Annotated in this window: 11 protein-coding genes; 3 read left to right on the top strand and 8 right to left on the bottom strand. The window is 70.6% G+C overall.

Annotated features, from left to right (window positions below; all coding sequences use genetic code 11):
• Nucleotides 1–26: 26 nt before the first annotated feature.
• The 4 genes from ACGH48_RS08025 to ACGH48_RS08010 all read right to left on the bottom strand — a co-directional run bounded on the left by ACGH48_RS08025 (nucleotide 27) and on the right by ACGH48_RS08010 (nucleotide 3,094).
• Nucleotides 27–704: a hypothetical protein gene (locus ACGH48_RS08025; protein WP_396290949.1), complete on the bottom strand. Its 678-nt coding sequence runs from the start codon at nucleotides 702–704 to the stop codon at nucleotides 27–29.
• A 1-nt stretch (nucleotide 705) separates the two neighbouring features.
• Nucleotides 706–1,671, bottom strand: coding sequence for a 16S rRNA (cytosine(1402)-N(4))-methyltransferase RsmH (gene rsmH / locus ACGH48_RS08020; RefSeq protein WP_222660701.1), 966 nt, complete (start codon nucleotides 1,669–1,671; stop codon nucleotides 706–708).
• A gap of 106 nt (nucleotides 1,672–1,777) precedes the next feature.
• On the bottom strand, nucleotides 1,778–2,209 hold the full coding sequence (gene mraZ / locus ACGH48_RS08015) for a division/cell wall cluster transcriptional repressor MraZ (RefSeq protein ID WP_071254530.1): 432 nt from the start codon (nucleotides 2,207–2,209) through the stop codon (nucleotides 1,778–1,780).
• Between the two features lie 483 nt (nucleotides 2,210–2,692).
• A complete protein-coding gene (locus ACGH48_RS08010; RefSeq protein ID WP_396290948.1) occupies nucleotides 2,693–3,094 on the bottom strand; it encodes a DUF3040 domain-containing protein in 402 nt (133 codons plus the stop codon).
• Nucleotides 3,095–3,204: 110 nt separating this feature from the next.
• Here ACGH48_RS08010 and ACGH48_RS08005 point away from each other — a divergent pair, with 110 nt between their 5' ends.
• Nucleotides 3,205–4,323: a polyprenyl synthetase family protein gene (locus ACGH48_RS08005; RefSeq protein ID WP_123312961.1), complete on the top strand. Its 1,119-nt coding sequence runs from the start codon at nucleotides 3,205–3,207 to the stop codon at nucleotides 4,321–4,323.
• A gap of 70 nt (nucleotides 4,324–4,393) precedes the next feature.
• On the opposite strand, the gene ACGH48_RS08000 is transcribed toward ACGH48_RS08005, so the two are convergent.
• Entirely contained in the window at nucleotides 4,394–4,750 is a 357-nt protein-coding gene (locus ACGH48_RS08000) for an Rv2175c family DNA-binding protein (protein WP_123313150.1), read from the bottom strand.
• A gap of 171 nt (nucleotides 4,751–4,921) precedes the next feature.
• On the opposite strand from ACGH48_RS08000, the gene ACGH48_RS07995 reads away from it, so the two are divergent.
• Both ACGH48_RS07995 and pknB read left to right on the top strand, forming a co-directional pair.
• On the top strand, nucleotides 4,922–6,226 hold the full coding sequence (locus ACGH48_RS07995; RefSeq protein ID WP_396290947.1) for a LysM peptidoglycan-binding domain-containing protein: 1,305 nt from the start codon (nucleotides 4,922–4,924) through the stop codon (nucleotides 6,224–6,226).
• Nucleotides 6,227–6,308: 82 nt separating this feature from the next.
• On the top strand, nucleotides 6,309–8,378 hold the full coding sequence (gene pknB, locus ACGH48_RS07990; RefSeq protein ID WP_396290946.1) for a Stk1 family PASTA domain-containing Ser/Thr kinase: 2,070 nt from the start codon (nucleotides 6,309–6,311) through the stop codon (nucleotides 8,376–8,378).
• A 286-nt stretch (nucleotides 8,379–8,664) separates the two neighbouring features.
• Here pknB and ACGH48_RS07985 read toward each other — a convergent pair whose 3' ends face one another.
• The 3 genes from ACGH48_RS07985 to ACGH48_RS07975 form a co-directional block, all read right to left on the bottom strand.
• Nucleotides 8,665–10,050: a class II 3-deoxy-7-phosphoheptulonate synthase gene (locus ACGH48_RS07985; RefSeq protein WP_396290945.1), complete on the bottom strand. Its 1,386-nt coding sequence runs from the start codon at nucleotides 10,048–10,050 to the stop codon at nucleotides 8,665–8,667.
• 93 nt (nucleotides 10,051–10,143) lie between these two features.
• Complete coding sequence (locus tag ACGH48_RS07980; RefSeq protein ID WP_123312964.1) at nucleotides 10,144–10,869, bottom strand: 1-acyl-sn-glycerol-3-phosphate acyltransferase; 726 nt, start codon at nucleotides 10,867–10,869, stop codon at nucleotides 10,144–10,146.
• A gap of 61 nt (nucleotides 10,870–10,930) precedes the next feature.
• On the bottom strand, nucleotides 10,931–11,884 hold the full coding sequence (locus ACGH48_RS07975; RefSeq protein WP_111085799.1) for an ROK family glucokinase: 954 nt from the start codon (nucleotides 11,882–11,884) through the stop codon (nucleotides 10,931–10,933).
• Between the last annotated feature and the right edge of the window lie 119 nt (nucleotides 11,885–12,003).

Genomic DNA, 12,003 nt, shown 5'->3' with positions numbered 1-12,003 from the left:
TGCTGAGGGTGGTGCAGACCCGCAGGTCACCGGGTGGAGGGCGCCTGGAGCTGGTTCGCGTCGGACTCTACGGAGGACTTCGAGGAACCCGCGTCCGACGCGCTGGCGCCGCTCGTCTTCTCAGACGCGGCGCTGCCGGCGGTGCTCGTGCTGCCGGTGCTGCTCGCGCTGCCGGTCGTCGAGCCCGTCTCCTTGCTCGTCGACGTGTCGCCCTGCTTCGCGGCGAGGGGGACGTCGTTCAGCAGCGAGTTCGGCACCTGGTTCTCCGTACTCGCCGTGGCCGGGTCGGCGACCGCGGGCGTCGGCGTGCCGTACACCCGGCCCGTCTTGGGGTCGAGGTACACCGGCGTGGAGTTGGCGATCATCCCGAGCGACTGCGCGTTGCGGGCCAGGTTCTGCGGCGAGTCGAGCACGCGGAGTTCCTCGGAGAGCGACTGCTGCGTGCGGGAGAGGTTCGTCTGCTCGGTGCCGAGGGCGCTCAGCGTGTAGGCCCCCTGACTGAGCACCATGCTGATGCCGAGCTGGGCGAGCAGCAGGATGCCGAGCGCGACGACCGCAGTGACGGCGTAGCCGATGCGGGGCCGTGCACGACGCTGCGCCGCGGTCGGGGTGACCTCGACGAGCTCCGGTCGGCTCTGTCGGTCCGGGCGCGGGGTGCGGGACGGGACGACGACGGGGTCGACGAGTGCGAGGTTCGTGCTCATGTCACTTCCGGATCCGCTCGGCCGCGCGCAGGCGCACGGGTGTTGCTCGGGGGTTGGCAGCGCGCTCGGCCTCGTCGGCCAGCTCGGCGCCCTTGACGATCAGGGAGAAGGTGGGGGCGTGCTCGGGGAGCTCGACGGGCAGCCCGGCGGGAGCGCTCGACTTCGTGCGCTCCACGAGCGCCCGCTTGACGATGCGGTCCTCGAGCGACTGGTACGACTCGACGACGATCCGGCCACCGACCGCGATGGCGTCGAGTGCCGCCGGGATCGCGCGCTCGAGGACACTGAGCTCGGCGTTGACCTCGATGCGCAGCGCCTGGAACACGCGCTTCGCCGGGTGGCCCTGGCGCTGGATCGCGACCGGGGTCGCGTCGTGGAGCACCTGGACGAGGTCGCCGGACATCGTGAACGGTGCGCTCGCTCGGCGCTCGACGATGGCGCGGGCGTACCGGCCGGCGAGCTTCTCCTCGCCGTAGCGCTGGAAGATGCGGCGCAGCTCGCCTTCGTCGTAGGTGGCCAGGACGTCGGCGGCGGTCTGCCCCTCGGTCCGGTCCATCCGCATGTCGAGCGGCGCGTCCTGGCTGTAGGCGAAGCCGCGCTCGGCCCGGTCGAGCTGCAGCGAGCTGACACCGAGGTCGAACAGCACACCGTCGACCTGACGGAAGCCCTCGCCCTCGATGGCGTCGACGATGCCGTCGTACACGGTGTGCACCAGACGGACGCGGTCGCCGAATCGGGCGAGTCGCTCCCCCGCGATGCCGAGGGCGTCGGTGTCGCGGTCGAGACCGATGAGCGTGAGCTCCGGGAACCGTTCGAGCAGCCCCTCGGAGTGCCCGCCCATGCCGAGCGTGGCGTCCACGACGACCTTGCCCGGTCCGTCGAGCGTCGGCGTGAACAGGTCGACGATGCGCTCGAGCATCACCGGCGTGTGCGGGAAGCGTGGCGTCCCGTTGTCGTTGTCGGCCATGTGCAGCCCCTCGTCTCCTGGGCCGCGGGTCCGGATCCCCATCCATGCGACCTGACATCGGGGAAGTGATGTCAGGGCTTCACGGCTGGGAGTCCCGATCCACGGATCAGAAGATCCCCGGGATCACCTCCTCGTCGTTGTCGGCGAACGCCTCTTCGGCTTCGGCGTAGTAGGCCTCCCACGCGGTGGTCGACCAGATCTCGGCACGGTCACCGCTGCCGATGACCGTCAGGTCCCGCTCGAGCCCCGCGTACTCACGGAGGTTCTGCGGGATCGTCACGCGGTTCTGCTTGTCGGGCTGTTCGGCGCTGGCCCCCGAGAGGAACAGGCGCATGTAGTCCCTGGTGCGCTTCGACGTCATCGGTGCGGTCCGGATGCGCTCGTGGAGTTCCTCGAACGTCCGGGCACTGAAGACCACGACGCAGCGTTCCTGGCCGCGGGTCATCACGAGTCCCCCGGACAGTTCGTCCCGGAACTTGGCGGGGAGGATCACGCGACCCTTCTCGTCGAGCTTCGGGGCATGAGTACCGAGCAGCACGTCGGGCCTCCCCTCCGCTCCACCGGACCGTTGCAAGCCCCACTTTACTCCACTCCCCTCCCCACGCGCAGGATTTCGCTCCCTTTTCGCCCCGTGACACCCCTTCTGGGGCCGTTCGAGCGCCGGTTGCCGCTGAGCCATCGCCGCGGATGCCCGTCATGGCGGGGATCTGGGCCGGAGTGGAGGGCGTGGAGGAAAGTGGAGGACTTTCGCAGTCGGTGGAGCGTCACGGCGGCGCGGCGGAGCACGGCCCGATGTGGTGCGGGAGGCCCGGCTGCTCACACCACGGCGCCGGCACCGCGCCGAGGTTCCACGACATGCCGCGCGCGAGTCGCCGAGGTTCCACGAACGGACGCCAGGGCGCGCGAGATGCCGAGATTTCGGAACCTCGACGGCGCTCGCCCGCGCGAACGCACCCGGAAACGCGAAAACGGGGCCGACCCGAAGGTCGACCCCGTCACGAGGGAGGAGTGTGGAGGGCTGCTACTGCCCCTGGTCGTTCCGCTTGTCCCAGCGGTCGTTCATCCGGTCCATGAAGGACCCGCCGCCGCTGCCACCGCTGCCCGGACGAGCCGAACCACCGGACGCCGGAGCACCCGGCCGAGCGGGCTTCGCCTTCGGGGCACGCATGCCCGGGCGCAAGGCGAAGAGGACACCGGCGAGCATCACGACGAAGCCGAGGATGCCGAGCAGCGGGGCCTTGATCACGAGACCGACGATGACGATCGCGACGCCGGCGAGTGCACCGAGCACACCGAGCGTGATGGCCGTGTACGTCGGACGACCCTGTCGACGTGTGACACGCGCCACGAAATCGGAATCGTTCTGGTAGAGGCTGCGCTCCATCTCTTCGAGAAGGCGCTGCTCCTGTTCCGAGAGCGGCATCTGGGTTCCCTCTGTTCCTGGGATCGACGCGGGGTTGAACAACCGGGCTGGAAAACACTCGGTTGAGTGGACCGATTCTATGTCCCAACCGCTCCACTAGGGTAGGGACTGTGGCTGAGAGTACGCGATTAGTGGACCTCGTATCGGCGCGTATCGACCGGGCACTCGACGAGCAGCGTGAGCGGCTCCTCGCGATCAGCCCCGATCTCGCCCCGTTCGACCTGTACGCACGTGATCTGCTGTCCGGCGGCAAGCGCTTCCGGGCGCTGTTCTGCTACTGGGGATGGCAGTCGGTGGCGGGCCGTTCGGGCTCGTTCGACCCGCTCGCCGAGGGCTCCCGCCAGACCACGGCCGAGGCGATCGTCACGGTCGCCGCGGCGCTCGAGGTCTTCCACGCAGCGGCGCTCGTGCACGACGACATCATGGACCGCTCGGACACCCGTCGCGGGCGTCCCGCGGCGCACCGCCGCTTCGAGTCGCTCCACCAGGAGTCCGGTTTCGTCGGCGACCGCGGACAGTACGGCACGAACTCGGCGCTGCTGCTCGGCGACCTGCTGCTCTCCCTCAGCGACTCGGTGTTCGACGAGGGCCTCGCGCTCCTCGACCCGGTGCGCGGCCGCATCGTGCGCCAGGAGTTCCACGCCATGCGCCTCGACGTCACCGCGGGCCAGTACCTCGACGTGCACGAGGAAACAGCCTGGCCCGTCATCGACGAGTCCGAGCACCTGCTCCGCGCCCAGCGCGTCATCGTCTTCAAGTCGGCGAAGTACTCGATCGAGGCACCGCTCGTCATCGGCGCCCTGGTGGCCGGCGCGAGCGAGTCGCAGCTCGAGGGCCTCCGCGCCTTCGGACTCCCCCTCGGCGTCGCCTACCAGCTGCGCGACGACATGCTCGGCGTGTTCGGCGACCCCGAGGTCACCGGCAAGCCCGCAGGCGACGACCTGCGCGAGGGCAAGCGCACAGTGCTCATCGCCTCGGCGCGCAAGGCCCTGGCGAGCGGCCCGCGGCAGCTGCTGGACGAGCTCCTCGGCGACCCGGACCTCGACGAGGAGCAGGTGCAGATGCTCCGCGCCACCCTCACCGAGTCCGGTGCGGTCGCCGCGGTCGAACGCTCCATCGACCGGCACGTGCAGCGTGCGAAGGCGGCGCTCGACGCGTCGCCGCTGACGCCGTCGGCACGGGAGCAGCTCGCGTCGCTGGCCGACACGGTCAGCCGCCGGTCGTCCTAGACCCACTCCCAGGACGGACGGGAGGCCCGGTGCCAGCTGGCACCGGGCCTCCCGTCTGCTCGGAACGCGTCTAGAGCAGCGACTGCGCCACGCGGCGCACCTCGGCCTTGCGACCGGCGCGCAGCGCCGCGATGGGCGAGACGCCCATCGAGTCGTCGACGGTGAGCATCCAGCGCACAGCCTCGTCGTCGGTGAAGCCGTTGTCGCCGAGCACGGTGAGGGTGCCGCGCAGCTCGGGCAGGGGCTCGCGGTCCTCGAGGAACTCGCTCGGCACGCGCAGGACGCCACCGACGCGGGCCGCCAGCAGGGTCCGCTCCTCGAACAGGCGGTGGATCCGACCGGGGCTGGTGCTGAACAGGTCCACCAGCTCGGGGACGGTCAGCCAGCGCTCGGAGAGGGTCAGGTCGTCGACGGGTGCAGCACTCACACGCCCATGGTGCCAGAGCGGGGCACCGAGTGAGTACGCCTCGTTCGTCACATTCGTCACACGCACCACATCCGGCTCTCTGGTTGACTTGGGAATCACACCATGCCAGCGTTGTGCAACCTGTGAGTGCGCGCATGCACGCGCACGGGACAGTCGAGATCAGGAGAAACCGTGGACAACGCTGCAGACGAAGCCGCCCGACGCGCACGATCCGCCCGGTTCGCGACCATGCCCATCGTCCTCGCGGGCACGATCGCGGTGACCGCCGGCCTGACCGGCCCGATCGCCCACGCCGAACCGCGACACGACGACGCGGACGCGAACCACAAGCGCCACGTCGACCAGGACCGCAACGTCGGCAGCCGTCCGGTCTTCGGTACCGCGGTCGCTCGTCCGTCGCAGACCACCGTCACGACGGTCGCCGCGACGACGAAGGCCCCCACGGCTGTGCCCACGAACTACACGGTCCGTCAGGGCGACACGGTCTCGGGCATCGCCGCCCGCTTCGGCCTGTCGGCGCAGGAGGTCCTGGTGCGCAACGGCCTCGGCTGGAACACGATCATCCACCCCGGGCAGACGCTGCACCTGGCGTCGACGCCCGCGGTGACGACGGCGCGCACGACCACGAGCGCCGGATCGACGTCCGGCTCGGGGTCGAGCACCTCGAGCTACCACGTCAAGTCGGGCGACACCGTGTCCGGCATCGCGTCGCGGGTCGGCGTGTCGACGACGGCGCTCCTCAGTGCGAACAAGCTCTCGCAGCGCAGCGTGATCTACCCCGGCCAGACCCTTCGGGTGCCGCACGGCTCGTCCGGTGGCGGCTCGGTGTCGACGGCCGCCGCGTCGTCGGGTTCGTCGGGTTCGTCGAAGTCGAGTGTGAAGATCTCCTCGGGCGACACGATCGGCTCGATCGCCAGGTCCCACCACGTCTCCGTCGCCGCGCTGTTGTCGGCGAACGGCCTGACCTACACGAGCACGATCTACGCGGGCAAGACCCTCGTCATCCCGTCGTCGAGCTCCGCCGCGGCGACGGCCGCCGCGCCGTCGCGTGCCGCGGTGAGCGCCGCCGTCGGACTGAGCGCCGAGCAGCGCCAGAACGCGGCCACCATCGTCGCCGTCGGCCGCTCCCTCGGGGTGTCCGACCGCGGCATCGTGGTGGCGTTGGCCGCCGCGATGCAGGAGTCGAGCCTGCGCAACCTGCCCCACGGTGACCGCGACTCCGTCGGCCTGTTCCAGCAGCGGCCGAGCCAGGGCTGGGGCAGTGCGGCGAAGCTGCAGGACCCGGCGTACGCGACGAAGCTGTTCTTCGGCGGGCGGAACAACCCGAACGCGGGCAAGACCCGCGGGCTGCTCGACGTGCCCGGGTGGTCGTCGATGAGCATCACCGACGCCGCCCAGGCCGTGCAGCTCTCCGCCTACCCGAAGGCCTACGCCAACTGGGCGAGCGCCGCCGAGGGCTGGCTGGCCACCCTCTGAGTCTCATCCGGAAGATCGAGATTGGGTCACGACCGGTGCGCCGGTGCGGTCCCGTGCAGTCTCGATTCGTAGAATGCCGCCGATGACCACCAACGCCGCCACGGATCCGATGATCGGTCGCATGATCGATCAGCGGTACCGCGTCCGCTCCCGCATCGCGCGCGGGGGCATGGCGACCGTGTACCTCGCGACCGACGTCCGCCTCGAGCGACGCGTCGCGATCAAGATCATGCACGGGCACCTGGCCGACGACCAGGCATTCCGCGAACGCTTCATCCAAGAGGCGAGATCCGCCGCACGGCTGTCCCACCCGAACCTGGTCGGTGTCTACGACCAGGGCGCCGAGGACGACACCGCGTACATCGTCATGGAGTACATCCCGGGCATCACGCTGCGGGACCTGCTGCAGGAGCACCACGCCCTGACGCCGGAGCAGGCGACCGACATCCTGCGGGCGGTGCTGGCCGGCCTCGCCTCGGCCCACCGCGCCGGCATCGTGCACCGCGACCTGAAGCCCGAGAACGTCCTGCTCGCCGACGACGGCCGCATCAAGCTCGGCGACTTCGGTCTGGCCCGGGCGACGACCGCGAACACCGCAACCGGGGCCGCCCTGCTCGGCACGATCGCGTACCTGTCCCCCGAGCTCGTGACCCGTGGCGCTGCCGACTCGCGCAGCGACATCTACGCGCTCGGCATCATGCTCTACGAGATGCTCACCGGCGAACAGCCCTACAAGGGCGAGCAGCCGATGCAGATCGCCTACCAGCACGCGAACGACACGGTGCCCGTGCCGAGCGCAGCGGTGTCCGGCGTGCCGCCCGAGCTCGACGAACTCGTCGCCTGGTCGACCGCCCGCGACCCCGAGGACCGCCCGCGCGACGCCCGCGACATGCTCGACCACATGGCCGGCAACCAGCAGCGTGCGACGGGCCAGTACCGGACCGCCGTGCTGCGGCCGGAGAACGCGACGGCGATCCTGCCGTCCGGCGGCGGCGCCACGGCCGGGGCCGGCGCAGCCGGCCCCGGTTCCCGCGCAGCCGCCGCCGACGCACCGGCGGCGGCGACCGACGCCACGGCCATCATCGACTCCCCCGAGCGGAGCCGCCCGACGACCCGCAACCGCAACACCGGTCCGGGCCCGCGCCGCACCGGCGCGCAGCCCGGCGTGCTGTCCCCCGCGGGGCAGCGCCTGGCGGACCTGTCGGCGAAGCGCCGGAAGCGCGGCTGGATCGCACTGTCGGTCTTCGTCGTGCTCCTGCTCATCGGCGCGGGCTTCGGCTGGTACTTCGGGCCGGGGCCGGGTGGCAACGTGCGCATCCCCGAAGTGACGGGCAAGTCGGTCTCGCAGGCCCGGCAGCTGCTCGAAGCCCAGGGCCTGCACGCGGCGTCGAAGACCGGAACCCGGTTCGACGCCGTCGTCGCGAAGGGACAGGTGTCCGTCACGAAGCCGGCCGCGGAGCGCGAGGTGCAGAAGGGCACGTCCGTGCAGCTCGTCGTGTCGAACGGCCCGAGGATGATCGCGCTGCCGGCGATCGTCGGGCAGCCGATCTCCACCGTCACCGCCGCGCTCGACGACGACTTCGAACTGCAGGACAACCGGTACGAGTTCTCCGCCGACTCCGCGAAGGACACCGTCATCGCGGCGACCGGCCGTGCGTCGGGCGGGAAGGCGCTCGACCTGACCGCGGTCAAGGCCTACGGCGAGACCGGTCCGGTCACCCTCACGGTGTCCCTCGGGGCCGTGCCCGACGTCGTCGGCAAGACCGTCGACGAAGCGTCGGCAGCACTCGACGACGTCGGACTGATCCTCGGCGCACGCACCGAGGAGTACAGCGAGACCGTCCCCTCCGGCCAGATCGTCTCCGCCGAGGTGCAGGACTCCCCCGCCGTGCGCGGCACCGCGATCGACGTCGTCGTGTCGAAGGGTCCGGCGCCGATCACCGTCCCCGAGGACGGCGTCGTCGGCGCGACGATCAACGAGGCCACCGCGACGCTCGAGGGCCTCGGGCTCAAGGTCGCCGTACCGGACTGCACGAACATCTTGTGCGGGTTCTACGACTGGAAGTCGAAGCTCCCGGTGACCGGCACCGACCCGGGCGCCGGGGCCACGGTGTACCGCGGCGACACGGTGACGCTCGCCTACGACCAGTAGCGGTCGGGCAGTCCGGTCCGTCGAAGCGACACCTGTCCGACCAGCCTCGCCGAAACCACCGCGAAAGCGACAGTGTGCCGCCGGACATCGGCGGCACACTGTCGCTTTCGCGGACCGGCGCCGGTGACGCCTCACGGGGCGGGCAGTGGACGCGACGGCACGGCGGACGGGAGGCGCGGTGCGGAGCCGCCACGGGCCTCCCGTCCGGCACGCGGAAGCGACAGAACCCCGCGAACGGTTCGCGGGGTTCTGTCGCTCTGGCGGGACTGACCCGCTCCGCTGCGCGCTACGCGCGCACGTGCGGGTGCGCGCCGAGCTCCTCGGCCACGAGGAACGCGAGCTCGAGCGACTGCATGTGGTTCAGCCGCGGGTCGCAGAGCGACTCGTACCGGGTGGCGAGGGTGGCCTCGTCGATGTGCTCCGAGCCGCCGAGGCACTCGGTGACGTCGTCACCGGTGAGCTCGACGTGCATGCCGCCCGGGTACGTGCCGACCTGGCGGTGCGCCTCGAAGAAGCCGAGGACCTCGTCCACGACGTCGTCGAACCGACGGGTCTTGTAGCCGGTGGGCGTGGTGAGACCGTTGCCGTGCATCGGGTCGGTGACCCACAGCGGGTTGGCGTCCATGCCCTTGATCGCCTCGAGCAGCTTGGGCAGCTCGTCGCGGATCTTGCCGGCACCCATGCGCGTGATGAACGTCAGGCGGCCGGGCTCGCGGTTCGGGTCGAGCTTGTCGACCAGGGCCTTCATGTCGTCGACGCTCGTCGTCGGGCCGAGCTTCACGCCGATCGGGTTCCGCACCCGCGACAGGAAGTCCACGTGGGCGCCGCCGAGGTCACGCGTGCGCTCCCCGATCCAGATGAAGTGGCCCGACGTGTCGTAGGCCAGTCCCGAGCGCGAGTCGATGCGGGTCATCGGACGCTCGTAGTCCATGAGGAGACCCTCGTGCGACGCGTAGAACTCGACGTGCTTGAGCGCCTCGAAGTCGGCACCGCAGGCGTCCATGAAGCGGATCGCGCGGTCGATCTCCTTGGCGAGGTGCTCGTACCGGGCGTTCGCCGGGTTCGACGCGAAGCCCTTGTTCCACGAGTGCACCTGGCGCAGGTCGGCGAAGCCACCCTGCGTGAAGGCGCGGACGAGGTTCAGGGTCGACGCGGCCGTGTGGTACCCCTGCACCAGGCGGCGCGGGTCGGCCGTCCGGCTCTCGGGCGTGAAGTCGTAGCCGTTCACGATGTCGCCGCGGTAGGCGGGCAGCGTGACGTCGCCGCGGGTCTCGAAGTCGCTCGAGCGCGGCTTGGCGAACTGCCCGGCCATGCGGCCCATCTTGATGACGGGCATCGAGGCGCCGTAGGTCAGCACGACGGCCATCTGCAGGATCGTCTTGACCCGGTCACGGATGGAGTCGGCGGTCGCACCGGCGAACGTCTCGGCGCAGTCACCGCCCTGCAGCAGGAACGCCTTGCCCTGGGCGGCGGCTGCGAGCCGCTCGCGGAGCTTGTCGACCTCGCCCGCGAAGACGAGGGGCGGCAGCGTGGCGATCTCGGCCGAGGCGGCTTCGGCCGCGCTCGCGTCGGGCCACGTCGGCTGCTGCTTGATGGGAAGCGTGCGCCAATAGTCGAGCCCCTCGATGACGTCCGGATCCTGCAGGGCGACGAAGTCGGTCGACTCGGGCAAGGGCGTTACCTCGGTGTTCTGTGCGGGCGGCCCGCCTGGCCGCCGGAAGGCGGCAGAACGGGCGTCCCGGCGGGGTGCCGGGACCATCAGAGCCTAACGTGCGGGCGACGACTTCCGTTCCCGCATGACGGCCTCGCGTGCGGAGCTCGCGCGCTCCTTGACGCTGGTGGCGTAGACGTCGACGTACTCCTGCCGGCTCAGCCCGGCGAGCTCGTGCATGACCTCGTCGGTGACGCTCCGCAGGATGAACCGGTCGGTCTCGAAGCCCTGGAACCGCGAGAAGTCGAGCGGCTTGCCGAACACGACGCCGACGCGCTTGATCTTCGGGAAGCGCTGCCCGATCTGCTGCACCTCGCGCGTGCCGACCATGGCGACGGGGACGACGAGGACACGGCCCTCGAGGATCATCCGCGCGATGCCGGTCCGGCCCCGGTAGAGCTTGCCGTCGGGGCTGCGGGTGCCCTCCGGGTAGATGCCGAGCTGTTCACCGCGGGCCAGCACCTGCAGGCCGGTGCGGAGCGACGCCTCGGACGCCTTGCCGCCGGAGCGGTCGATGGGAAGCTGGCCGATGGCGTTGAAGAACGTCTTCGTCGCCCACCCCTTGAGGCCCCGCCCGGTGAAGTAGTCGCTCTTCGCCAGGAAGGACAGCCGCCGGTCGAGCACGGCCGGCAGGATCACCGAGTCGATGAACGAGATGTGGTTCGACGCGAAGATGACCGGCCCCTTGGCGGGGACGTGCTCGCGGCCGACCACCCAGGGGCGGAACAGGGTGAGGATGAGCGGGCCGAGCAGGAAGTTCTTCAGCAGCCAGTAGGTCATCGACGACTCCAGGTGGTGGGGCGGGCCAGAGCGACCTTACGCGGTGCGGACGCGGATGCGCCTACGCCGTGCGGGCGTGGATGCGGGCCAGGTCGGCGGCACCGACGACCCCGGCGTCGTTGACCAGCTCGGCGATCACGAAGTCCGGCTCGGGGTGGTAGCCACGCGCCGGCAGGTTGTTGAGGTACGCCTGCTTGATCGGGTCGAGCAGCCGGTCCCCCGCGCTGGCGACACCGCCGCCGAACACGAAGAGCTGCGGGTCGAGCACCGCCGACAGTGAGGCGCAGGCTTCGCCGAGGTGCCGACCGAGACGGCGGAGGGCCGCGAGGGCACCCGGGTCGTCGGCCAGGATCAGGTCGCCCACGATGTGACCGTCGAGCTCGCCACCGTTGGCTTCGCGCGCGTCGGCCAGGGCCGAGCCGATGCCGCCGGCGTCGGCGACGTCGTTCGCCATCCGCTGCAGGGCACGGCCGGAACCGTACTGCTCGATGCAGCCACGGGCACCGCAGCCGCAGGGCAGACCGTTCGGCACGATGCGCAGGTGCCCGATCTCGCCACCGGTGCCGAAACCGCCGCGGAACAGGCGGTCCTCGGTCACGATGGCGCCGCCGACGCCGGTGCCGATGGTGAGCATGGTCATGTCGGAGACGAGGCGGCCGGCGCCGAAGCGGAACTCGGCCCACCCGGCGGCGTTGGCGTCGTTGTCGACCGTGATGTGCAGGTCGCCGAGGCGCTGCTGCAGCTTCTGGCGCAGTGGCTCGTTCCGCCACCGGATGTTCGGCGTGTAGTAGACGATCGACTGCGATGCGTCGATGAACCCGGGAGCTGCGACGCCCACGGCGCCGACCTCGTGTCCCGAACTGAGTCGCTCGACCATCGAGACGACGTCGTCGAGCATGGCGTTCGGGTCCGCAGCGTTGGTGGCCACGCGGTCCTCGGCGATGATCTCGCCGAGTTCCGTCACGACCGCTCCCGCGATCTTGGTGCCCCCGATGTCGATTCCGATGGCGTGCACGGTCCAAGAGCCTACCGGTTCACCGCGAACTCACGGAACGCCCGGTCACGCGCCCTATGCTGGCTGTGACGCCTCGCAGGATGAGGCGCCCTCGAATCGAACCGGCAGACAAGGGAGTC

It is taken from the genome of Curtobacterium pomorum, from assembly GCF_044497295.1.
GTDB lineage: Bacteria > Actinomycetota > Actinomycetes > Actinomycetales > Microbacteriaceae > Curtobacterium.
Note: the sequence above shows the minus strand (reverse complement) of the source record. Positions and strands in the feature narration are given on the sequence as shown.